The organism is Crassaminicella indica, from assembly GCF_019203185.1.
GTDB lineage: Bacteria > Bacillota > Clostridia > Peptostreptococcales > Thermotaleaceae > Crassaminicella > Crassaminicella indica.
Map to the genome: position 1 here is coordinate 1,751,972 of NZ_CP078093.1, position 25,361 is coordinate 1,777,332.

21 protein-coding genes, 1 pseudogene and 1 CRISPR repeat array are annotated in these 25,361 nt (G+C 28.4%); of the genes and pseudogenes, 20 read left to right on the forward strand and 2 right to left on the reverse strand.

Annotation, left to right across the window (positions count from 1 at the left end; all coding sequences use genetic code 11):
• The 6 genes and pseudogenes from cas5b (at nt 1) to KVH43_RS08250 (ending at nt 6,641) form a co-directional block, all read left to right on the forward strand.
• The gene (gene cas5b, locus KVH43_RS08225) at nt 1–747 is read left to right on the forward strand and encodes a type I-B CRISPR-associated protein Cas5b (RefSeq protein WP_255547715.1); all 747 of its coding nucleotides are present in this window, start codon (nt 1–3) and stop codon (nt 745–747) included.
• 106 nt (nt 748–853) lie between these two features.
• The gene (cas3, locus tag KVH43_RS08230) at nt 854–3,394 is read left to right on the forward strand and encodes a CRISPR-associated helicase Cas3' (protein WP_218282077.1); all 2,541 of its coding nucleotides are present in this window, start codon (nt 854–856) and stop codon (nt 3,392–3,394) included.
• A gap of 17 nt (nt 3,395–3,411) precedes the next feature.
• Nucleotides 3,412–3,884: pseudogene (locus KVH43_RS08235) on the forward strand (CRISPR-associated protein Cas4).
• An 11-nt stretch (nt 3,885–3,895) separates the two neighbouring features.
• Nucleotides 3,896–4,897 (forward strand): type I-B CRISPR-associated endonuclease Cas1b, encoded by a 1,002-nt coding sequence (gene cas1b / locus KVH43_RS08240; RefSeq protein WP_218282078.1) that lies wholly within the window; start codon nt 3,896–3,898, stop codon nt 4,895–4,897.
• 1 nt (nt 4,898) lies between these two features.
• Complete coding sequence (gene cas2 / locus KVH43_RS08245) at nt 4,899–5,186, forward strand: CRISPR-associated endonuclease Cas2 (RefSeq protein WP_218284116.1); 288 nt, start codon at nt 4,899–4,901, stop codon at nt 5,184–5,186.
• 181 nt (nt 5,187–5,367) lie between these two features.
• Nucleotides 5,368–5,725: a CRISPR direct-repeat array (repeat unit 30 nt; unit sequence GTAGAACCGAAACATTAGATGTATTGAAAT).
• 127 nt (nt 5,726–5,852) lie between these two features.
• Nucleotides 5,853–6,641: a hypothetical protein gene (locus KVH43_RS08250; RefSeq protein WP_218282079.1), complete on the forward strand. Its 789-nt coding sequence runs from the start codon at nt 5,853–5,855 to the stop codon at nt 6,639–6,641.
• An 18-nt stretch (nt 6,642–6,659) separates the two neighbouring features.
• On the opposite strand, the gene KVH43_RS08255 is transcribed toward KVH43_RS08250, so the two are convergent.
• Together KVH43_RS08255 and KVH43_RS08260 are read right to left on the reverse strand one after the other, a co-directional pair.
• A complete protein-coding gene (locus KVH43_RS08255; protein WP_420829653.1) occupies nt 6,660–7,145 on the reverse strand; it encodes a permease in 486 nt (161 codons plus the stop codon).
• Nucleotides 7,146–7,195: 50 nt separating this feature from the next.
• Complete coding sequence (locus tag KVH43_RS08260) at nt 7,196–7,669, reverse strand: permease (protein ID WP_218282081.1); 474 nt, start codon at nt 7,667–7,669, stop codon at nt 7,196–7,198.
• A 308-nt stretch (nt 7,670–7,977) separates the two neighbouring features.
• On the opposite strand from KVH43_RS08260, the gene KVH43_RS08265 reads away from it, so the two are divergent.
• The 14 genes from KVH43_RS08265 (at nt 7,978) to KVH43_RS08330 (ending at nt 25,344) form a co-directional block, all read left to right on the forward strand.
• Entirely contained in the window at nt 7,978–9,144 is a 1,167-nt protein-coding gene (locus KVH43_RS08265; RefSeq protein WP_218282082.1) for a CdaR family transcriptional regulator, read from the forward strand.
• 220 nt (nt 9,145–9,364) lie between these two features.
• The gene (locus KVH43_RS08270) at nt 9,365–10,723 is read left to right on the forward strand and encodes a GntP family permease (RefSeq protein WP_218282083.1); all 1,359 of its coding nucleotides are present in this window, start codon (nt 9,365–9,367) and stop codon (nt 10,721–10,723) included.
• Nucleotides 10,724–10,993: 270 nt separating this feature from the next.
• Nucleotides 10,994–11,860, forward strand: coding sequence for a methyl-accepting chemotaxis protein (locus KVH43_RS13345; RefSeq protein ID WP_276572119.1), 867 nt, complete (start codon nt 10,994–10,996; stop codon nt 11,858–11,860).
• Between the two features lie 190 nt (nt 11,861–12,050).
• Nucleotides 12,051–12,740: a Crp/Fnr family transcriptional regulator gene (locus KVH43_RS08280; protein WP_218282084.1), complete on the forward strand. Its 690-nt coding sequence runs from the start codon at nt 12,051–12,053 to the stop codon at nt 12,738–12,740.
• Nucleotides 12,741–12,916: 176 nt separating this feature from the next.
• Nucleotides 12,917–14,158 carry an ABC transporter substrate-binding protein gene (locus KVH43_RS08285; protein ID WP_218282085.1) on the forward strand — a complete coding sequence of 414 codons (1,242 nt, stop codon included), beginning with the start codon at nt 12,917–12,919 and terminating at the stop codon, nt 14,156–14,158.
• Between the two features lie 2 nt (nt 14,159–14,160).
• Nucleotides 14,161–14,862: a GTP-binding protein gene (locus tag KVH43_RS08290; RefSeq protein ID WP_218282086.1), complete on the forward strand. Its 702-nt coding sequence runs from the start codon at nt 14,161–14,163 to the stop codon at nt 14,860–14,862.
• Nucleotides 14,855–15,865: an ATP-binding cassette domain-containing protein gene (locus tag KVH43_RS08295; RefSeq protein ID WP_255547848.1), complete on the forward strand. Its 1,011-nt coding sequence runs from the start codon at nt 14,855–14,857 to the stop codon at nt 15,863–15,865. Before KVH43_RS08290 ends, KVH43_RS08295 begins: the two co-directional genes overlap by 8 nt.
• A 28-nt stretch (nt 15,866–15,893) precedes the next feature.
• Nucleotides 15,894–17,540: a hydroxylamine reductase gene (gene hcp, locus KVH43_RS08300; protein WP_218282087.1), complete on the forward strand. Its 1,647-nt coding sequence runs from the start codon at nt 15,894–15,896 to the stop codon at nt 17,538–17,540.
• A 21-nt stretch (nt 17,541–17,561) separates the two neighbouring features.
• Nucleotides 17,562–17,885 carry a cupin domain-containing protein gene (locus KVH43_RS08305; protein ID WP_218282088.1) on the forward strand — a complete coding sequence of 108 codons (324 nt, stop codon included), beginning with the start codon at nt 17,562–17,564 and terminating at the stop codon, nt 17,883–17,885.
• 168 nt (nt 17,886–18,053) lie between these two features.
• Entirely contained in the window at nt 18,054–19,259 is a 1,206-nt protein-coding gene (locus tag KVH43_RS08310; RefSeq protein WP_218282089.1) for an iron-containing alcohol dehydrogenase, read from the forward strand.
• Between the two features lie 258 nt (nt 19,260–19,517).
• Nucleotides 19,518–20,327, forward strand: a complete 810-nt coding sequence (locus KVH43_RS08315; RefSeq protein WP_218282090.1) for an EFR1 family ferrodoxin — start codon at nt 19,518–19,520, stop codon at nt 20,325–20,327.
• Nucleotides 20,328–20,538: 211 nt separating this feature from the next.
• Nucleotides 20,539–22,419, forward strand: a complete 1,881-nt coding sequence (gene htpG, locus KVH43_RS08320; RefSeq protein ID WP_218282091.1) for a molecular chaperone HtpG — start codon at nt 20,539–20,541, stop codon at nt 22,417–22,419.
• 154 nt (nt 22,420–22,573) lie between these two features.
• Complete coding sequence (locus KVH43_RS08325; protein ID WP_218282092.1) at nt 22,574–23,584, forward strand: glycosyltransferase family 2 protein; 1,011 nt, start codon at nt 22,574–22,576, stop codon at nt 23,582–23,584.
• A gap of 23 nt (nt 23,585–23,607) precedes the next feature.
• Nucleotides 23,608–25,344, forward strand: a complete 1,737-nt coding sequence (locus KVH43_RS08330) for a GT-D fold domain-containing protein (RefSeq protein WP_218282093.1) — start codon at nt 23,608–23,610, stop codon at nt 25,342–25,344.
• The last annotated feature ends 17 nt before the right edge of the window (nt 25,345–25,361 follow it).

Genomic DNA, 25,361 nt, shown 5'->3' on the forward strand with positions numbered 1-25,361 from the left:
TTGAAGCTTTTAAAATTTAATTTACATGGAAAGACAGCTCATTTCAAAAAACCAGATGTGAATGCTTATGCCTATTATACTTATAGTCATATTCATAAAATCGCATTATATGGCATAATTGGTGCAATTCTTGGATTAGGGGGATATACTCAACAGCAAAATAAACAGTACCCTGAATTTTATGATCTATTAAAGGATGTAAGAGTAGGAATTGTTCCAATAGGAAAGGAAAGAGGATATTTTTCTAAAAAGATGATCACCTTTAATAACTCTGTAGGATATGCAAATATCGGTGCAGATAAAGCACCTTGTAATTTGGTTGTCAGAGAACAATGGTTAGAGGATGTATCTTGGGATATATATATAGCTTTAGATGATTTAAAGGATTATGAGTTAAAAGAAAAGATGATAGATTATATACTTAATAGCAAAGCAGAGTTTTTGCCTTATTTAGGCAAGAATGATCATATAGCTAATATTTGTAATACTCAACTGATTGAATGTGAAATTACAGAAGCTGCTGAACAAATACATAGTTTGTTTTATTATGATGAAATAGAGCTAGAAGATGGGGCAGTAGATGAAGATCAAATTCCGTATTTGTTTAAAGATTATATGCCTGTTGCTTTAAATAAGGAGAACAATATGTATGAGTTTGCTCAAATAGCATTTACCAATAGAGCTATAGAGGATGTTAAGGATCAGACTATTATCTTAGATACAGATAAATACATCGCTTTACTGTAAAGAAAGCTTGATTTTTATCAAGTTTTCTTTACTAAAGCCTTGCAACTATTCGTTTTTATTTTTTATCCATAAAAATTCTATTTGATTTATAAACAGGGGGAAGGTTATGCTCAAGCTAAAAGATTTGATTAATGATGCCAACATTTATTTAGCCCATATTCGTGATAAAAAAGATAATGAAACTCTACAAGAACATTTAGATCTTACTTATACCTATTATAAAAAGCTTTATAAAGAAAAAGAAATCAATAAGATTTTAGATAGAGGATTAAAGGAGTTTTATATTAACAAAAAGAAAGAAAAAAGCTTATTATCAGATGAGGGTAAGAGGATTTTTTTAGATTTATTTGATGGAGCTATATATTATCATGATTTAGGGAAAATTAATCCGTCATTTCAGAAGCTAAAAATGAAAAATCAAGCATTTGAATCTATTCCTGCAACAGAAGATTCTACACATGGACTATTATCAGCACTACTTTATATAGATATTTTTTATGATGATATAAAGAGTAGTACGTTAGACAAATATGAAAAAAATGTTTTATTAATATTTATGCTTGCTTTTTCTTATGCAATATCTAGACATCATACTTATTTATTAAACCTAGAAGAACATATAGACAAACTCAAGAGTTTACTTTCAGCAATTAAGCATGCTCCAACAAAGGTTATGAATTATTATAAGGTAGATAGATTACTTACAAGAGAAAAAATATTTGAAACCGCTATATTCAAGCAGTATGCTAGTAAAATAGAAAAAAATATATTATCAGGAGACATTTTTTATCTTATCAACAAGCTGTTGTATAGTTTAATTATTGCATGTGATTACTATGCTACAAGTGATTATATGAATAAAAAAATAGAAGATTTTGGACAAATTGAAGAGGTAGGAAAGATTTATGAAAAGCTTGAAGCTGGGAATATATTAAAAGGAATTAGAAAGTATGCTGCATATAAAAATGGATTATGTAGTGTTTCTCCTTTTGATAAAGATTCTATAAACAATTTAAGAAGTGAAATATTTTTAGAAAGTGAGAAAAGACTACTTCAAAATATGGATGAAAACATATTTTACTTAGAAGCTCCTACAGGAAGTGGAAAGACTATCAATTCTCTAAATTTAGGACTAGCTTTAATTAAAAATAAAAAGCTTAAAAGATTGTTTTATGTATTTCCCTTCAACACCTTGTGTGATCAAACATATGAAGTGATTTCAGAATATTTAGAAAAAGATAATACAGTGATTATTAATTCATTAAAACCTATAAAAATGATTGAAAATGAAGAGCTAGATTATGATAAAGCTTATTTAGATCGATTATTTTTACATTATCCATTTGTATTAACTAGTCATGTGAATTTTTTCAATTATCTTTTTTCAAATGGTAGAGAAAATCAAATTCCTCTTGTTCATATAGCAAATAGTGTAGTGATTTTAGATGAAATTCAAAGCTATAAGGTTTCTATATGGAAAGAGTTGGCAAATATGATAGACTTATATGCTAGAATACTAAATATTAAATTTATTATTATGTCAGCTACTTTGCCTAAAATAAGTATGTTATGTAAAAAAGAGAACTTAGGTATAAGCTTAATCAAAGATTCTCAAAAGTATTTTAGTGATCCTAAATTTAAAGATAGGGTGAAGCTTGATTATACTCTTTTAGATAAAGGAAAGCTTTCAGTAGATGCATTGGCTGATTATATAGTAGCTTATAGAAAGAATATAGGAGAAGGACGCATACTTATAGAGTTTATAAATAAAACAAGAGCGAGAGAATTCTATAATTTACTTAGAGAAAAAGATATTAATAAAGATACACTTTTTGAACTAACAGGAGATGATAATGCTTTATTTAGAAAAGATTTATTAAAAAGATTAAAAGAGCAAGAAAAGGGAGAATATGTATTAAAAGATGTAATTGTGGTGTGTACTCAGGTCATAGAAGCTGGAGTAGATATTGATATGGATATAGGTTTTAAAGATATTTCTATTTTAGAAGCTGAGGAACAATTTTTAGGAAGAATTAATCGATCAAACACGAAGAAAAATGCAAAGGTATATTTTTTCTATTGTGACGATACAAAATCTGTATATAGAGAAGATTATAGAACCCAGTATTCCTTATTAGATAAAAAATATAGAAATATTCTTGCTATGAAAAATTTTAAAGATTATTATGCTGAAGTTTTACAGTTTATAGAAAAGAAAAAATTGCAATCTAATGATAATGCTTATGCTGTTCATGAAAATAAGCTGAAATTTTTAGAGTACAAAGAAGTATGTAAAAGATTAAAGCTTATTGATACAGTAAGTTATAGTGTGTTTATTGCTCATGAGCTGGTAAATCCAGCTACTAAAGAACGTATTTGTGGCAAAGAGGTATGGAAGAGATTTAAAGATTTATTAAAGGATACGGAAATGTCTTATAGCAAAAAGCAGATTTATTTATCTCAAATCAAAGAAGAAATGAATTATTTTATATATCAAGTGTATGAACAACCTAATTTTACTGATGACGATGAGATAGAAGATATATATTATATAGAAGATGGGGAAAAGTATTTTAAAGATGGAAAGTTAGATAGATTATTGTTCACAAAGGAAGTCATATCTAAAAAAGGAGATCCATTTCTATGAAAATCACAGGAACTTTAATGAATTACTATATACATTGTAAAAGGCAGTGTTGGCTTCATGGGAATAAAGTAAATTTGGAGGATTATAGTGAATTGGTTAAGATAGGTAAAGAAATGCATAATCAGAAATTAGATAAAAAAAACATACAGAAATTACTATTGAAAATATTAAAATTGATAAAATTAAGGGAGAATATTTAGTAGAATACAAAAAATCCAATGCGGATATAAAAGCAGCAACATGGCAAATTTTATATTATCTATATATATTAAGAGGAAAGGGGATATATAAAAAAGGAAAACTTATATGTATGGAAAAAAATAAAGATGTAAAAAAGGTTGTAGAAGCAAGGCTGACAGAGGAAATGATAAAGATTATAAATAAGGTTGAAAAACAAATTGAAGATTTAATTCTATCTGAAGAGATACCAAAAGTAAAACTCACTAGTAAATGCAAAAAATGCGCATATTATGCATATTGTGCATTATAGGGGAGGTACGCATGGGAGAAGCTGTAAGATATATTATGTCAGAAGGTGAATTAAAAAGAAAAGATAACTCTATTTGCTTTCGAAAAGGAGGAAGAAATTATTATATACCTATTGAGGGTATTAAAGAAATCTATTGTTTAAATGAGGTTTCTATAAATACGAAGCTATTAGATTTTTTAGCTAGCAATGGAATTGTTTTGCATTTCTTTAATTATTATGGAAACTACTCAGGCACTTTTTTTCCTAGAGAAAAGTATATTAGTGGAAGAATTACTGTAAAACAAGCGAATAAATATTCTTATGAACGTTTAAAGGTTGCTAAAGCTATAGTAAAGGGAATAGCTATTAATGTAGTAGAAGTTTTATACAGCTACTACAAAAATGGGAATCATGAGATTAAAAACAATATAGATATTATTCGTTATGAAATCACAAAAGCTTTAGATCCGTTGACTAATATAAAAGAGGTATTATCTATTGAAGGGGCTATTTGGACTCAATTTTATGATGCTTTAAGAAGGATATTGAATAAGGATTTTGAGTTTTTAAAAAGAGTAAAAAGACCTCCAGATAATCCAGTTAATGCAATGATTTCTCTAGGAAATAGTATTTTATACACAAAAACTATAACGCAAATTTATCATACACATCTAAATCAAAGCATAAGTTTTTTGCATGAACCATCAGATGGCAGGTTTTCACTAGCTTTAGATTTATCTGAAGTATTTAAGCCGATTATTGTATTTAAAACTATTTTAAAATTGGTCAATAAAAAAATGATCAAGGTAGATAAACATTTTGATAAAGCTTTAAAATACTGCATTATGAATGAAGACGGAAAACAAATTTTTATAAAAGAATTGAACCAGAGATTAGAAGAAACTTTTAAGCATCCAAAATTAAAAAGAAAAGTATCTTACAATACAGCTATAAAATTAGATGCATTAAAATTAGTAAAATATGTACTAGAAGACCAAGCTTTTGTTCCTTTTAATGTAAAGGAGTTGGTGTGATATTAGTAAAAAATATAACTATAATTATGTCTTTTTATTTTATGATGTAGATGAAAAGCGATGCAACAAGGTATTTAAGGTATGTAAAAAATATCTTAATCATTATCAAAAATCTGTATTTAGAGGAGAAATATCACCATCTAAGCTATTGAAATTGAAAAAAGATTTAGATAAGATTATAGATAAGGATTATGATTATGTATCTGTGATTAAATTATTGAATCAAAGCTTTTTTGAAGAAGAACATATTGGTAAGTATGATTTACAAGATGGAGAAATGTTTATTTAAGTATATTTCATAATGATTTTCAAAATTAAAACTGCTATGAGACAGTTATTGCAAAGGCTTGATTAGGTTTTTAATGTAACTTTTCAATTATTATCAAATCATTAGAAAAAATTCTTGAAAAGGATTTAAAATACTTGATTGTGTAATCAAACAAGTATTTTAAAATGGCTATTTTTCAGTGGTAGAACCGAAACATTAGATGTATTGAAATGCGGAATTCAGACAAGGTTTTTTTTTCGGTACCGGGTAGAACCGAAACATTAGATGTATTGAAATAATAGTAATAGTAGTAGTAATACTGGAGATACAAGTAGAACCGAAACATTAGATGTATTGAAATAAAAAATAAATATAGATTTTGACCATAAAATCGACCGTAGAACCGAAACATTAGATGTATTGAAATTTTAACTTCGCTTCAATATTATTATCACGTCTTAACTGTAGAACCGAAACATTAGATGTATTGAAATTCTGTATACGCCCAATCAGGCAAATTAAAAGTTATAGTAGAACCGAAACATTAGATGTATTGAAATTCGCCTAATAAACTCATGCTTATATTTTCAGTAACGTAGAACCAATTGTTTTGGTGGACAGAAATTAAAAAGTAGGTGTATAATATAGGACATGACGGTATTCTAAATTTAGAAGGGTGATTACTATATGAAAAAGTTTGCATTATTAACAGTGGTATTATTTAGTGTATTTTGGGCGGTTGGATGTATGAGTAATAAAGAAATACGTATATCGCAAGTTGAAAAATCAGTTTTAACTACAGATGAAGATTTAGCTAAAGAGAAACAAGAGACGGATTTAAATAACGAGATTAGCATTGAGACGGAAAGTGGAATCAAAAATAAAATGGATAATGATGTTCAAGATATATCGTCGTTTATACCTAAAGGGTGGGAAGTCTTAAAAAAATATGATGAATTAGCCATAGCAGAAGGAGATTTAAATAAAGATGGGATAATGGATAAAGCCTTTGTAATTGAGCAAAATAATCAATCTGAATATGTATCTCCAAGAAATTTACTAATAGTTTTTGGGAATAAAGATAATACTTATACACTATCAATAAGGGCAGAAAAAGCTATTCTTCTTGCAAATGAAGGAGGAACTTTTGGAGATCCTTTTGAAGATATAGTTATAGATAGAGGTTCTGTCTTGATAAAGTTTATGGGTGGTTCCAGTAGATGGCATAGGTATTTTAGATTTCGTTATCAAGATAATGGCTGGTATTTAATTGGATTTACAGAAGGCTCATATGAAGCTATTGGTGATTCAATGTATTGTCTTCAAGATGACTATAACCTAATTACAGGTGATTATATAGGTGAGAAATTAGAAGATGGCAAAATCAAAACTATAAAAAAGAATATAGGGAAAAAACAACTTTTGAATTTAAAAGACTTTGTTGCAGATGAATATGATATTTCTAATAACAATTGAAATTATTTAAGAATTTTTTTAGAAATTTTCTACTTTTTCATATATTTTTTTTATCTCTTCTTTAGGTATTATATGAGAAAGAATATATGCAATAATGATTATTCCTGGAATGTCAACTAATAGCCGAGTTATAGCAAATTTTGAACCTAAAGAAGACATTTCAAATAAAAACATAGGAAGCTTTGTTGTAGACCATGCTCCTATAAATATAAGTATATTACTAAATTTAACACCTTTTTTCATAAATATAGCAGCTACGGGAAATGCACCATATAAAGGACCTGCAGCAGCAGAACCTATAATAATAGCTAAAAGAATTCCCTTGATTCCAGAGTTTTCTCCCATATATTTCACCATAGTTTCTCTAGGAACCCAAATATCTAAAAGACCTAGTAATAAAAATACAGGTGGAATTACTAATGCCATTTCTTTAAATGAATATCCTGTTATATTTATTGCCTTCAAACCAATTTCTTTATTCAATAAAAATATTACACCTAGCATAACTAAAGTTAATATAAAAAATCTATATCTTTTTATTATATTCATAAATTTTAGACCACCTTTCCTATAATAAATGCTACTATAAAAGAAAATAGAAAGGCTAAAACATTTCTTGCAATAGTAAGCCGTTTATTAAAATATTTTATTTCAACAGGTGCAGTAATAATTCCTACCATCATTAATGCTGATATAAAAGCTCCAATTTGCATATAACCAGCACCGTTTTCAATTAACATTGCCGATGTTGGAAAAGCAACAAAGCCTGGAATAAGTGTTATTGCCCCTAAAATTGCAGAAATCAAAGTTCCATACCAGCCAGATTCAGAACCTATAACTTTAGAAATAAACTCAGTATTAAAAATAGAAAGCATAATTCCTACTAATACAATAACTCCTAAAAATTGAGGTAGTATATTTTCAAAAGCTTTCCATGACTTTTTTAAAGCTTTTTTTGTTTTATTCTTATCTTTATAATACGATATTCCCAAAAGAGCTATTGTAATAACATATAGACTTAAACTCAAAAAAATACCTCCTTATAAAATAATATTCTTTTAATTCATATTAATTTAAACATTTTTTTATCAATTAAATCAATATTCATATAAGCATGCAAGTATTATATGCTACAGTTTTTTTATTGTCAACCATGAAAAATAAGACAGTCAACTTGTTTCTATTATTTCTTAATGATAAAATATAGTCAGTATCAGCTAATATGATAGATACAACAAAGTTATCTGAAATGAACTGTTTTTTATATTTCGTTTTGAAGTTATTTATCTATAAAATATATTAAAAATAATATAAACATCAAAAAGGATGGTAATATATGATTTTAAGCCAAGAATTAGCCCAGAAATGTGTTGAACGAATCATTGAAAATCTTGGTAATTATATTGAAATTAATATTATGAACAATAAAGGAATTATAATTGCTAGTGGTAGCAAGGGTAGAATAGGTACATATTGTAAATTTGCAGAGGAAGCTATTAAAAAAAAGAAAAGTATAAATATTTATAAAGAAGATGTAGAAAAGTATGAAGGGGTAAAAGAAGGTATAAATATCCCTTTTTTTTATAAGGAATCCATTATTGGGGTTATTGGAGTAATTGGTGATCTAAGTTATTTGGAGAAAACAGCTAAAATCGTTAAGATGGTTGTTGAGCTTATAATAGAACGGGAGTTGTTAAAAGAGGGAGAGTATATATATTCAAATAAAATTAGGCTTTTAGTAAATAGGATATTAAAATTACATAGAGAAGAGGATAGTTATAGTATAATGCAGTTTGCATCTGAGTTAGGATATGATTTATCATTGCCGCGTGTTGCATTTTTATTATATTTTAAAAACATAGATGATTTAGATTTAACTAATGTGACTAATATATATAATCAATTTACTAAGGAAATGGAATCATTAACAAATATAGATACTCAAGATATAATTAGCAATATAGATACAAACAAAATACTTATTTTTAAAGCGGTAAATAATACTGAATATAGTTACGTTAAAAAATATATTTTAGATTTTTATATGCAATTAAAAGACAGAATTAAATCAAAGCTAGGTAAAGAAATATATTTTACAGTAGGTTCTTTATATGAAAATGTGCTTGACATAAAAGAAAGCTATAAGGAAGCAATGTTTATGTTAGAATATTGTATAAAATATGAAATAAATAAGGAAATAGTCTTTATTGATGATTATATTATAGAATATCTTTGTACTAAAATACCTAAGAAATATCTCGAACATTTTCTGTCGAAATATGCAAAAAAAATTAAAGGAAAAGATGAATTAATAAATACAATTAAAGGTCTTATAAAAAATAATATGAATCTGAAAAAAACGGCAAAAGATTTATATGTACATAGAAATACTATTATATTTAGGGTAAATAAGATAAAAGAATTACTCGGTGTTGATCCTATGCATAATGATACAGATAGAGTATTACTTAGGCTTTTATACAATTATATAAACAATAATTAAATTAATTAAAAGCTTTTAGGTAATAGGAACAATATAATGTAAAAAAATGTATAATTACATAGAAATTTGTACTTATGTAACAAATTTCTATGTAATTTTTTGTTGTTTATAATAAAGATTTATTTTCATAAATATTATAAAATTATATCGAAACATTTATTCTATAATTTTACATATTGTAAGGATTAATTAGTATTAAAGCTAGAAAGGAGACAATTAAATGGTTCAAGGTTCAATCTTATTAGTTATTTTGTTATTAGGAATAGGATTCATAGTATTATCAACTTCCAAATGGAAATTACATCCATTTATTTCTTTGATTCTTGCAGCATATGGTATTGCTTTTGCAGCAGGGATGCCTGTACTAGAGATAGGAAAAACTATTAGAAATGGTTTTGGAGGAATACTTAGTTATATTGGTATTGTTATAATATTAGGTACTATTATTGGTACAATATTGGAAAAATCAGGCGCTGCTATAACTATGGCTGATACAGTTTTAAAAGTAGTTGGAGAAAAACGCCCAGGATTAGCTATGAGTATTATAGGATATATTGTATCTATACCTGTTTTTTGTGATTCAGGTTATGTTATTTTATCATCTTTAAAAAGATCTTTAGCAAAGAGAACTAAAAGTTCTTCAGTAATGATGTCAGTTGCTTTAGCTACAGGTCTTTATGCTACTCATACTTTAGTTCCTCCAACACCAGGACCTATAGCAGCAGCTGGGAATTTAGGATTAGAAAATAGTTTAGGATTAGTTATTATAGTTGGAATTATTATTTCTGTTATAACAATGTTAGCAGGGTATTTTTGGGCTACTATAAGTGGGAAAAAATATAAATCTAATGAGGATTTTGAAGAACTAGATATAAATTATGAAGATATAAAAAATCAATATGAGAGTTTACCTAGTCCTTTGAAGGCATTTGCACCGATTATTGTACCAATTATATTAATAACACTTGGTTCAATTGCAGCTTTTCCTACACATCCTTTTGGAGATGGTACATTATTTACTATTTTTAGTTTTTTAGGTAAACCAATAAATGCACTTTTCATTGGATTTTTATTTGCATTATCGTTATTACCTAAGCTAAACGAGGAAACACTTAGTGGTTGGATAGGAGAAGGTTTAAAGAGTGCAGCAATTATAATTATGGTAACTGGTGCAGGTGGGGCCTTAGGGCAGGTATTAAAATCGACTCCAATTGGAGACTATTTAGGAATTACATTAGCAAAATATCATTTAGGTATCTTTTTACCATTTATAATAGCTGCTGCTTTAAAGACTGCACAAGGTTCATCAACAGTAGCTCTTGTTACAACCTCTGCTTTAGTAGCACCATTACTTTCAAGCTTAGGTTTGGCATCTGAAATGGGTAGAGTATTTACAGTTATGGCAATAGGAGCAGGAGCTATGACAGTTTCACATGCCAATGATAGCTTCTTTTGGGTAGTTACTCAGTTTAGTGGAATGGATGTATATACAGCATATAGATCTCAAACTATTGCTACATTGGTACAGGGGTTAGTAACAATAGCTGTAGTTGCTTTATTATCATTTATTTTTGTTTAAATTATAGATAAACAGCTTCAAAACTCACTTTGTTCAAATAATGAAGGTTATTAACGTATTTTTCATGTAATTTCAGTAAGTTTTTTTACAAAAGTTATCAAAGTTATTCACTTATCTTTATATATTTCTTTTTAATGTTGATGTTGTTTATCTATATATATTATACAAATAGAAAGGTTATAAGAGTAAAGAAAGCCTTCTTTACTCTTATTATTTGGTTTAAAGAAATTTCTTAAAGAGTGTAATAAAAAATAATATGAGGTGATGATAGTGTGGAAACATAAAGTATCAATAGAATTAGCAGAGAAAATAGTTAAAATGATACATGATGTTACTGGTAATAATGTTAATTTTATGGGTGAGGGTGGAGAAATTATAGCAACAATGCAACCAGATAGACTTGGGACAATACATCAAGGAGCATTAAGGATAATGAATGGAGAAATTGATGAATTGGCTATAACAAAAGAAGAAGCAGAAAAAATTGATGGAGTAAAGGCAGGCTACAATGGAGTAATAAAACTTGATGATGAAAGAATAGGTTGCATTGGGATAACTGGAGATCCACAAATTGTCAAGTCACTCCAGAAAATGGCTGCAATAGTAGTAATAGAAGAAATAAGAAAAGAAAGGGACAGTAAAAGGCAAAAAGATCTGATAGAAAAAATATCACTTGAAATTAAAGAAGTAACTTCTGCTTTGGAAGCGATTACGACAGGTGCAGAAAATATATTAAGTGAAACTCAACAAATAGAAGTTATTACAAAAGAAACAGAAATGAATATAAGCAATATAAGTCAAGTATTAGATTTTATAAATAATATCTCTAAACAAACAAACTTATTAGGACTTAATGCAGCAATAGAAGCAGCTAGAGCAGGAGAAGTAGGAAAAGGATTTGCAGTTGTTGCTGAGGAGATAAGAAAACTATCAATAAATTCTTCTGAAAGTGTCAACAATATTAATGAAATTTTAAATAATGTAAGTTCTTCAATAATGCAGTTATCAACGGGAATTGAAAAAAATTCACAAGTGATTGAAAAATTGACTTCAGCATTACAACAAATTTCGATTAGTATTATTAATATTAATAATGATTCACAAAATTTAATTACTATAAATCAAGAAAAGTATTAGATATATTTTGAGTGTGTAAATAGAGAAAATAAAGATTATAAATAATAAAGCCCCCATCTTGATATAAGATGGGGGCTATTTGCTACTTATTAAAGATATTTATTGTATGGGTTGTGAGATCTATGTTAGAATGTTTTCATAGCATTATAAAATAAGTTAAATTATATTAAGGAGTGAAGAGCACAGTTTTATGTATGCTAAATGGTTAGATAAACTGAAAAATGTTAAGCTATTTGAAAATATTGAATCAGATGAATTGAATAGGATGCTGCTTTGTTTAAAACCAAAGGTAGTATTTTATAAAAAGAAAGAGTATGTAACTATGTCAGAAGATGAATTTATAGGAATAGGAATTGTTATCAAAGGTGAAGTAATTGTTACAAAAGAAAATGCTGCAGGTGATAGAGTGATTATGGCAAAATTAAAAGAGAACAGTATATTTGGTGAGACAATTGCTTTTTCTAATAATGATAAATGGCCTGCTTCAGTAATTGCTTCAACAGATTGTACTGTATTATTTTTACCACCTGATAAAATTGTAGGAAATTGTCCTAGAATGTGTATTGGGCATAAATTATTGATACAAAATATGTTAAGAATAGTTTCGCAAAAGGCTATTGAGCTTAATAGAAAGATAGAATATTTATCTATGAAAAGTATAAGAAGCAAAATAAGTGCATATTTATTAGAACAATACAATATTGTTGGAAAAAATAAATTTATGATCTCTTTAAAAAGAAATGAACTAGCTGAATTTTTAAATGTATCTAGACCATCATTGTCTAGAGAAATAATTAAAATGAAAGAAGAAGGTATTATTGATTTTTATAAATCTTCCTTTGAAATTATTGATATTGAAGCATTAAAATTAAATATATAGTTTGAATATGAATATATTAGATTAAAACGGTTGAATGAAATACTTGAGCAACCGTTTTTTTTATATAAAAAAAATTGCGTAACATAGGATACGGAAATAAAAAAATGCAGATGATACAATAAGGATAACAAAAACAACTTATTCATAGTAGATAAGTAAATCTGTGGGGTGAAAAAATGGAGAAAAAATATTTTGATATTAAAGATACATTATTTGATATTACTGAAAAATATAAAGAAGCGATTGATCTGTTAGTTTCAGTAGGCTTTGATAACATAAAAGATGAAAAGCAAAGAAAGACAATTGGAAAAGCAATCACATTAGAAACAGCATTAAAAATGAAAAAAATAAATGCAGATACTTTTATAAAAAGATTAATAGATATGATTGAAGATAAGCAAAATAATATAGACAAGTTATCAGAAGTAAATGAAATAGCAAAAAATACAGATGTGAAAATTGAAGGAATATTGCCGTGTCCTGTAAGAGTACCATTGATGGAAGCTTTTCAGGAGTGGTTAGAAGAAAATGAGGATAAATTAGATATTACGATAGGATATGAATTGAAGGCTGCGTCTATGGGTGTGGATTGGTTAAAAACATCTTTAGAAAAAACAGGAGATGCAGATGTACTAGCAGACATATTTATATCAGCTGGGTTTGATTTGTTTTTCGATAAGGATTTAATTGGAAAATATAAAGCTGAAGATGTATTTGAAGATATTACGGGGATGGAGCATTATAATAAAGATTTTGAAAATGAATATATAAGTTTAAAAGACCCAGACAAGCAGTATTCAATGATAGGAGTTGTACCAGCAGTGTTTTTAGTAAATACAGAAGAATTGAACGGACTTAAAATGCCTACAAGCTGGGAAGATATATTAAGTGAAGAATTTGAAAATAAAGTAAGCTTGCCAATAGGAGATTTTGACCTATTTAATGCTATATTATTAAATATTTATAAAAAATATGGTGAATACGGTGTGAAAAAATTGGGTAAAAGTTTATTAAAGAGTATGCATCCATCAGAAATGGTTAAATCTCATATCAAAAAATCAGAAAAACCAATTGTTACAATAATGCCTTATTTTTTCACAAAGATGATTAAAAGAGATGGCCCGATGAAAGCTGTATGGCCAAAGGATGGTGCTATTATTAGTCCAATATTTATGCTAACTAAAAAAGAGAAAAAAGAAAAATTAAAACCAATTGTAGATTTTTTCGCATCAAAGAAAGTTGGAGAAATATTATCACACAATGGAAAATTTCCAAGTGTAAATCCTAATGTGGATAATATGATTTCAAGTGAACATAAATATATGTGGATTGGTTGGGATTATATTAAAAAGAATGATATAGGAAGTTTAATAAACAAATGTGAAAAACTGTTTAATGAAGCAGTTAGTGAGGTGTAAATATGAATTTAATAACGATCTCAGGCCCTCCTTCATCAGGAAAAACATCAGTAATATTAAAAACAATTGCAGCATTGCATCAAAGAGGATTGACTGTAGGAGTAGTAAAATTTGATTGTTTGTATACTGATGATGATGTTTTATATAAAAAGGCAGGTATTCCTGTTAAAAAAGGTTTATCAGGTTCTTTATGTCCAGATCATTATTTTGTGAGTAATATTGAAGAAGTTGTTCAGTGGGGTAGAAAGCAAGAGCTAGATGTATTGATTACAGAAAGTGCAGGACTTTGCAATCGTTGTTCACCATATATTAAAGATATTAAGTCGGTATGTGTTATTGACAATCTAAGTGGTATTAATACACCTAAAAAAATTGGACCTATGTTAAAATCAGCAGATATTGTTGTAATAACAAAGGGTGATATTGTATCTCAAGCAGAAAGAGAAGTTTTTGCTTCAAAGGTTCATTCTGTAAATCCTAAGGCAATCATAATGCATATCAATGGATTAACAGGACAAGGTGCATTTGAACTGAGTACATTGTTATATGATGAAAAAGAAGATGTAGAAACTGTTAAAGGAAAAGAATTAAGATTTTCAATGCCATCAGCTCTTTGTTCATATTGTTTGGGAGAAAGAAGGATTGGAGAAGATTATCAGATGGGGAATGTTAGAAAGATGAAATTAGGTGAAGAAGATGATTAGCATAAAAGATATAGAAAAAATGAAAATAAATGAAATTAAAAATAAATATCCATTTTCTATTTCGTTTTTTCAAAACAATAACTTGCATTTAGAAGGGTATGAAGAAATCACATTTGAACAGTACTTCAATCATTTTACTGAAGAAGAAATAGAAGAATGGGCAATAGATGTTGAAAAATTAAAAGCAGATTTTATAGTTTATATCAATGAAATGTTGGAGTTTCTTGGAATATCTGAAGATGATAATATAGATTCTCTGACAATTGTGGCAGGTAAGAATAAAAATGGAGAAAAAGAGAACTTTGAAAAGCTTACTATTCATAAAAGTGAAATTGTATCAATAGTTGGACCAACAGGTTCAGGGAAAAGCAGATTATTAGCTGATATTGAATGGGCTGCTAATAAAGATACTCCTACAGAAAGAATTATTTTAATTAATGGAAAGATTCCTGATAAAAAATGGCGCTTTTCATCTTCAAATAAATTAGTTGCACAATTATCTCAAAATATGAATTTTGTAATGGATTTAACTGTAAGAGAATTTATAGAGCTACATGCTAAAAGTAGAATGGTTGAAGATGAACAAGAAATAATAAAGAGAATTATTGATGCAGCTAATCACTTAGCTGGTGAACAATTTGATTTGGACACGCCTATTACAAGTCTTAGTGGTGGACAATCTAGAGCTTTAATGATAGCAGATACAGCAATATTAAGCAGATCACCAATTGTTTTAATAGATGAAATAGAAAATGCAGGAATAGACAGAAAAAAAGCTTTAAAGCTTCTTGTTAATGAAGAAAAAATTGTTTTAATGGCTACACATGATCCTATCTTAGCTTTAATGGCAGATAAGAGAATTGTTATTAAAAATGGTGGGATTGATAAAGTAATAGAAACAAATAGTGAAGAAAAAGAAATGCTTATTGAATTAGAAAAAATGGATGCAGTTATAAGTAAATTGAGAGCTAATTTAAGAAAAGGTGAAATATTAAAAAAATAATATATTATTCAAAGGAGGAGATTTTTAAATGAGTATGTTTTGTTATCAATGTCAAGAGGCAGCAAAAGGAACAGGTTGTACAATTCAAGGTGTCTGTGGAAAATCAGAAGAGGTTGCAAATTTACAAGATTTAATGATTTATACGTTAAAGGGTATAGCGTTAGTAGCACAAGAAGGTAAAAAGATAGGAGTTAAATTTCCTAAAGCAGATCATTTTACAATGAATGCTTTATTTATGACCATTACAAACGCTAATTTTGATGATGCTGTGTTCATTGAAAAAATTAAAGAAGGAATAGCACTAAGAGAAGAAATGAAAGAAGAATTAAAAAATAAAGGGGTAGTATTTAATGATTTACATGATGCTGCTATGTGGAGCTCTGATTCAGATTCAGCTATAAAGGCAAAAGCAGATTCTGTTCAAGTAGGTGTTTTAGCTACAGAAAATGAAGATATTCGTTCTTTAAGGGAATTAATAACTTATGGAATAAAAGGTATGGCGGCTTATGCAGAGCATGCATATAATCTAGGAAAAGAAAACGAGGAAATTTATGCATTTATTTCAAAAGCATTAGCAGCAACACTAGATGATACATTAAGTGTAGATGAATTAGTTGCTCTTACATTAGAAACAGGAAAATATGGTGTAGATGTAATGGCAATGCTTGATGCTGCTAATACAGGTGCTTATGGAAATCCAGAAATTACTGAAGTGAATATTGGAGTTAGAAATAACCCAGCTATTTTAATATCAGGTCATGATCTGAAAGATTTAGAGCAGTTGTTAGAACAAACAAAGGGTACAGGAGTAGATGTTTATACACATAGTGAGATGTTACCAGCTCATTATTATCCAGCATTTAAAAAATATGATCATTTTGTTGGAAACTATGGAAACGCATGGTGGAAGCAAAAAGAAGAATTTGAAACATTTAATGGACCGATCCTTTTTACAACTAACTGTATCGTACCACCAAAGCAAGAACATATAGAAAGAATTTATACTACTGGTTCTACAGGTTATCCAGGATGTAAGCATATTGAAGCAGATGAAAATGGAAAAAAAGATTTTTCTGAAATTATCGAGCATGCTAAGAGATTAGCTCCACCTACGGAAATAGAAACAGGTAAAATTGTTGGAGGATTTGCCCATGCACAAGTTTTTGCACTAGCAGATAAAATAGTAGATGCTATAAAATCTGGTGCAATAAAAAAATTCTTTGTAATGGCTGGCTGTGATGGAAGAATGAAATCTAGATCATATTATACTGAGTTTGCAGAAAAATTACCAAAGGATACAGTTATTTTAACAGCTGGTTGCGCTAAATATCGTTATAATAAATTAGATTTAGGCCAGATTGGAGGAATTCCAAGAGTACTTGATGCAGGACAATGTAATGATTCTTATTCATTGGCAGTTATTGCTCTTAAATTAAAAGAGATATTTGAGCTTAATGATATTAATGAATTGCCAATAGCATACAATATTGCTTGGTATGAACAAAAAGCAGTAATTGTATTACTTGCATTACTTTACCTTGGTGTAAAAAATATTAAGCTTGGACCAACACTACCAGCATTTTTATCACCTAATGTAGCAAAAGTGCTTGTTGATAATTTTGGTATTAACGGGATCAATAGTGTAGACGAAGATTTAGAACAATTTTTAGGATAAGCTAAAAGAGAGGGGAAATTTATGATAGAGCAAGTATTCAGTTATAGTACAGAAGATAATACAGCTGTTGAAAAAATTATTATGGATGAAAATATCAATTATATTCATATGATTTTTAACAAAGGAGAAGGATTGCCTGAGCATTATTCAAATTCTAATGTTTATATGACAGTAATTAAAGGTGTACTGTCAATACAATTAGATGAGCAGGAGGTTCATGAATATGTAAGAGGAGCTATACTTAAAATTCCTTATAATACAAAAATGAATGTAAAGAATCTTCATGATGATGTTCTCGAGCTAATTGTTATAAAAGCTCCAGCACCAGATCATTTTAATAAATAGATAGAATAAGACATCAATGCATAATCTTATGTGTTGATGTTGTTTATCTATAAAATGAAAAATTAAAATATTAACAATTGCCTGATAAAATAATTGACAACCTTTTATGATCCCTTTATAATTTATTATAAGCAAAATGATAAAAAATTAACGAAAGGGGTTTGCATTGTGTGGGAAAAAACTATGCCAATTAATGAAGTAAGAGAATTAAGAGGAAAAACCAGTATATTTTTAGGAGCAGGTGCAATTGAAAAAATATTTGATATAGCTAAGGAAATAAGAGAGAAAGGAATTGATAAGGTAGCAATCGTAACAGGAAAGTCATCTTATATAAAATGTGGTGCGTGGCATTATGTAGAAAAAGCCCTGAAGGAGAATTATATTGAGTTTGTATTATATAATAAAGTAACTCCAAATCCATTAAGCACTCAAGTTGATGAAGCAACAAAGATGGCAATAGAATTAGGAGCTAAAGCAGTTATTGGTATTGGTGGTGGAAGTCCTATTGATACAGCAAAATCTGTGGCAATTATGACTTTATATAAAGAATATACAACAGCAGATTTATATGAGTATAAATTCACACCAACTAAGGCTCTTCCAGTAATAGCTATTAATACAACACATGGAACAGGAACAGAAGCAGATCGATTTGCAGTTGTAAGCGTATTAGAAGGTGGAAAAGAATATAAACCAGCGATAGCTTATGATTTTAGTTATCCAATATATTCTATAGATGATCCAAAATTAATGGTATCCCTTCCTAAGTCGCAGACAGCATATACATCAATAGATGCTATTAACCATGTTGTAGAAGCTTGTACTACAGCTGTAACGACTCCATATTCTGTAATGCTAGCTAAAGAAACAGTAAGGTTGATGGCTAAATATCTACCAGTGGCATTGGAAAATGGGGAAGATTTAGAAGCAAGATATTATCTTACATATGCTTCTACAATTGCAGGAATTTGTTTTGATAATGGCATGCTTCATCTGACTCATGCTTTAGAACATCCGTTGAGTGCTATAAAGCCTGATTTAGCACATGGTTTAGGATTAGCTATGTTATTGCCAGCAGTAGTGAGAAATATTTATCCAGCAAGAGCTGAAGTATTAGCAGATGTATTATCTCCAATAGTGCCAGAGCTTAAGGGTACAAAAGAAGAAGCTGAAAAAGCAGCAACAGGTGTTAAGGAATGGTTAGCAACAGTTGGTGTTAAGGAGACATTAACTGATTTAGGATTTAAAGAAGAGGATATAAAAAAATTAGTTGAATTAGCATTTACAACTCCTAGCTTAGATTTATTGTTAGGCTGTTCTCCAATACCAGCAACTAAAGAATTAGTAGAGAAGGTTTATAGAGAATCTTTATAATAATATTGTAAAATATTTATAATTTAAGCCATAGCTCATAGAGCTATGGCTTATAATTCACCGTCACGCCCGAAAGGTTATGCCGGTGAATTATTTTTTTTTGAAAATTTTTACTATGCTTTAATTATATCTTTTTATAACAAATTAGTAAAATAGATTTATTATGAGCTTAGACATTATAGCATAATAGTTCTAAGCGTAGTATAATAAGAGTTGGTAAATATTCACATAACTAAATTGATTATAGGGGGGATTATAGTGAATAAAAAAATAAATACATTATATTTTAGTGCAACAGATACAACTAAAAAAATAGTATTAGGAATAGCTGAGAAGCTTTCAAAGAATATGAGTAATATCAATCATATTGATTTTACACTACCAGAAGCTAGAAAAAAGCCTGTATCTTTTACAAAAGAAGATGTTGTTGTTGTAGGTGTTCCTGTTTATGCAGGAAGAGTACCTAATGTATTGCTGAAATATTTAAATACGATTACAGGGAATGGTGCATTAGCAATTCCTGTAGTTGTTTATGGTAATAGAAATTATGATGATGCTTTAATAGAATTAAAAGATATTTTAGAATCAAATGGGTTTAAGGTGATTGCAGGAGGAGCATTTATAGGAGAACATTCATTCTCTAAAATTCTTGCAAAAAATAGACCAGATGAAAAGGATATGGCTATAGTAAGTGATTTTGCAAAACAGATATATAAAAAAATAACTACGCAGGATGAGATTCAAACTGTAATTGTAAATGGAAATAAGCCTTATAGAAAATATTATATGCCTAAAGATAAAAATGGTAATCCTGTGGATATTAGAAAGGTTAAGCCAAAAACAAATAGCAATTGTATTGATTGTAAACTTTGTGTAAGTATTTGTCCTATGGGTTCTATTGATTATCAAGATGTATCTAAATTCAACGGAATTTGTATTAAATGTGGTGCCTGTATTAAAAAATGTCCTGTTAATGCAAAATATTATGATGATAAAGATTATTTAAGACATAAGCATGAATTAGAAATAGATTGTATAGAGAGAAGAGAACCAGAAATTTTTATATAAAAAAGTATTGACAAATCATTAATAAAAGTGTATTTTAAAATTGGAATTAGCACTCGCCTTGAGAGAGTGCTAATAATATAAAAATTTTAAATAAGAAACCTTCATTTTAGATGTTAATGGAGCATTAAATATATTGACTATCAATCTTCTTTTGAAGCCCCCAGTTTAATGAAGTAAGTGGGGGTAGTTCACGATGAGGGGAGCGATTAAATTGGAAAAAAAACAGTTTCAAGCAGAATCTAAACGATTATTAGATTTAATGATTAACTCAATTTATACCCATAGGGAGATTTTTTTAAGAGAGTTGATTTCTAATGCTAGTGATGCAATCGATAAAATTTATTACAAAGCATTAACAGATGAGAATTTGACTTTTAATAAAGATGATTATTATATTAAAGTGTCATATGATAAGGAAAATAGGATATTAAAAATCTCTGATACAGGGATAGGTATGACAAAAGAAGAGCTTGAGGAAAATTTAGGTGTTATTGCAAAGAGTGGTTCTTTTACATTTAAAAAAGAAAATGAGTTAAAAGATGGCTTTGATATTATAGGACAGTTTGGTGTAGGATTTTATTCTGCATTTATGGTGGCTGATAAGGTTACTGTAATAACTAAAGCTTTAGGAAGTGATGAAGCTTTTAAGTGGGAAGCAACAGGTGCAGATGGTTATATTATTGAACCATGTGAAAAGGAAGCTGTTGGAACAGATATTATATTAAAAATAAAAGAAAATACAGAGGATGAAAAATTTGACGAGTATTTAGAAGAATATAGATTAAGGGCGATCATTAAAAAATATTCCGATTTTATTAGATATCCTATAAAAATGGATGTAACGAAAAGAAAATTAAAAGAAGGTACAGAAAATGAATATGAAGAATATGTAGAAGAAACAATTGTAAACAGTATGGTGCCTATTTGGAGAAAAAATAAAAATGAGCTTAAAAAGGAAGATTATGAGAATTTTTATGCTGAAAAGCATTATGGCTTTGATAAGCCGGCAAAATATATTCATATTAGTGTAGATGGAGCTGTAAGATATAATGCTATTTTATTTATTCCAGAAAAAATGCCTTATGATTTTTACACTAAGGAATACGAAAAAGGTTTAGAGTTATATTCTAATGGTGTATTAATCATGAACAAATGTGCAGATTTGTTACCAGATTATTTTAGCTTTGTAAAAGGAATGGTTGATTCAGAAGATTTATCCTTGAATATATCAAGAGAAATGCTACAGCACAACAGACAGTTAAAAGTTATTGCAAAAAACATTAAAAATAAAATAAAAAATGAATTAAAAAATATGTTGAAAAATGAAAGAGAAAAATATGAGCAGTTTTATAAAACATTTGGAAGACAGTTAAAATATGGTGTTTATAGCGATTTTGGTGCCAATAAAGAAGTGTTACAAGATTTATTGATGTTTTATTCCTCAAAAGAGAAAAAAATGGTAACTTTAGAAGAATATATATCTCGTATGCCAGAAGAACAAAAATATATCTACTATGCTGCTGGAGAAACAAATGAGAGAATTGAAAAATTACCTCAAACAGAATTAGTAGCAGAAAAAGGATATGAGATATTATACTTTACTGATGATATAGATGAATTTGCTGTTAAAATGCTTATGAATTATAAAGGCAAGGAATTCAAATCTGTTTCAAGTGGTGATTTAGGGATTGAAGAAGAAGATAATGAAAATGCTTCTAATAAAGAATACGAGGATAGCAAAGAAGTTTTTGAATATATGAAAAATGTTTTAAAGGGTAAAGTTAAAGATGTAGTAGTATCAAAAAGATTAAAAAATCATCCTGTATGTTTGTCAAATGATGGAGAATTTACTATAGAAATGGAAAAAGTATTAAATGCTATGCCAAATCATCCAGAGATAAAAGCAGATAAGATTTTAGAAATAAATGTTCAACATGATATATTTAAGACATTAAAAGAAGCTTTTGAAAATGATAAAGAAAAGCTAAAGCTTTATACAAATATATTGTATAATCAAGCATTGTTGATAGAAGGATTGCCAATAAACGATCCTGTGGCTTTTACAGAAGATATTTGCAAAATAATGATTTAATAATTGTTATTTATAATGATGTAGAGCAGATGACATTAGTCATATGCTCTTATTTTTTTGTAGTTTTTTATTTTACACTATTATGTAACACTAGTATTGCTAATTAAATACTATAATAATAAATATTTGCATTTTAAATGAGAAGGAGATAAATATGGTGAAAGTATCTATTGTAATGGGGGTTTACAATGGTGAAGAATATTTGAAAGAAACTATAGATAGTATTTTAGCTCAAACATATCCAAATTTAGAGTGTATTATAGTTAATGATGGTTCTACAGATGGTACTAAAAATATACTTAATGCGGTTAAAGATGAAAGAGTAAAGATTATTCAATTAAATAAAAATCAAGGTGCAGCTAATGCATTAAATATAGCTATTGAAAAAGCAGAAGGGGACTGGATTGCTATACATGATGCAGATGATATCAGTTTGCCTGATCGTATTAAGGAGCAAGTGGCTTATGTAAAAAGGAAGCCTCATGTGGTGGCTGTAGGCTCCTTTATTAAATGTATTGAGGGAAAAAATATTTCAGCAAAAAAGATTACACATATGAAAAGTATTGAAAGATATAAAAATTCAATCATTACATGGAAGCAGATAAAAGAGGAGCTATTTAAAGGCTCTCCTCTCACTCATGGTTCACTTTTTATATCTAAGAAAGCTTATTTTAAGGCTGGAAAATATAATCCTAAATATAGAATTGCTTATGATTATGATTTGTATATGCGCTTAGCATTTATAGGTCCAATAGAGAATATACCTAAAGTTTTATATAAATATAGAATATCATCTAATTCATTATCCAATTTAAATATAAAAAAAACAGCTAGTGAGTTTTTAATAGCTTCTACTAAATATATCCGAGATTACTGTTTTTATAATAAAAAAAATAAACCCTGTGTAATAGTTTATGGAACAAATAGAGGTTGCCAAATGTTCAAAGAATTAATGATGCTAGAAGAAAATTTGAAGATTAATGAAATGAGGTTTGATTATAAAAAGGAGAATGTTGAAAATGATTATATGGACTATAAGGATGGTAAAATAGATGCTTTCATTATTCTTAGTAATTTTACAGATGAATTAAAGCTAAAAAATTTCTTAAAAAACAAAGGATTAAAGTTAAATAAAGATTTTTTTACCTTATGGTCGACCCTGTAAAGTTTTTGAAGGGAGGTTAATGTATGAAGAACAATAATATTTATGACTATGAACAAGCAATAATGGATATTGATCAAGTATTGGATTTTATAGATGAAGCTATAAAAAAGCATAAGCCTCTTTCTATTAGTCGTTTTGGGCATGGAGAAATAGCTTATATGGGATGGCTACAATTTCCCAATTGGACAAAATTTTTTGAGCCAAATAGTTCTTATGCAGGTGCAACAGCATCTATAGCAACAATTAAAGAAGCTTTAATCAAAGCATTAAAGGCTACGGATATTGTAGGCTTTCATACATTATGTGGTAAAGCTATGGAGGATCAAGAAGCTGCTAAGCTAACCTTAGAATTTATAAAGTATTTAGATTTTAGACCAAAACATGTTTGTTCAGCTTTTATTACCCATGAAATGATAAAAAATGATAGATTTTGGAGATGTTTAAAAGACAAAAAAATTGCATTAGTTGGTCGAAGAGCAGCTGAGGCTTATCATATTTTTGAAGCTCAAGGTATTCATGTAGTTTATACTACTATTTTGGAAGGCTATGAGGAAATAGAAATTGTTTATGATGAATTATATAAGAGAACAGATTGGGATATTGCTTTGCTTTCTGCGGGAATTCCAGCAACTATTCTTGCTCCTAGATTAGCTAAAAAAACAAATAAAGTTGTAATAGATTTTGGTCATGCATTAGATAAACTTATTGATGGAGAAAATTTTAATTATGAAAAAATATTAAGGAATTGGAAGGCGAGGAATACTAAAAAAATGCTTGTATCTATGGTTATGGCTGTTCATAATGGTGAGATATATTTAAAAGAGGCTTTAGATAGTATGTTATCTCAGACATATAAAAATATTGAAATAATAATTGTAAATGACGGTTCTACTGATACAACAAAGGATATATTAGATCAGATAACTGATAATAGAGTAAGGGTTATTCATTTAAAGGATAATAGAGGTGCTGCTAATGCACTAAATATAGGCATTAAGGAAGCGAATGGATCGTGGATTGCAATACAAGATGCAGATGATAATAGTTATCCAACTAGAATAGAGGAACAGGTAAAATATGTTCTTGAACATCCTTTATTAGTAGGAGTAGGATCTTTTATTGAATGTATAAGTGGAAGAGATAATATTTCAGAGTATAATTTAAAAAGTATTGCTCAAAAAAGAAATTTTTTTAGATCGAGAGAAGAAATTAGAAAAAATATTTATTATGGATGTCCTCTTACTCATAGTTCGGTAATGTTTTCTAAAGATAGTTTTTTTGATGTAGGGGGATATAATACGGATTTTAAAATTGTTTATGATTATGATTTATGGCTTAGGTTATTAGAAAAAGGTGAAATTGAAAATGTACCAAAAGTTTTAGTGCAATATCGTATGCATAATGAATCTTTATCTAATAAAAATGCAAGAGAAACTCTTAAAGAAATACAAATTGCTTCATCGAGAGCAATTTATAGGCTTTTTAGAAGAAATAAAAACTATATGCCAAAGGTTATGGTAATAGGATCAAAAAAAGGATGTGAAAACTATAAAGAGTATATTGCTCCTAACAGTGGCTTGAAAGTAGAAGCTTTTATACATGAGCGTTGGCAAGTTCCTTATATTAGCAGGTGTTTAAAGGAAGGGAAAATTGATGCAATTATTGTTCTAGATGGACGTGGAAAAGACAAAATTATGGATGATTTAAAAAGAAGAGGTTTAAAGTTAAATACGAATGTGTTTTGCTTGTATAATTTTTGAAATAATTTGTTTTTATG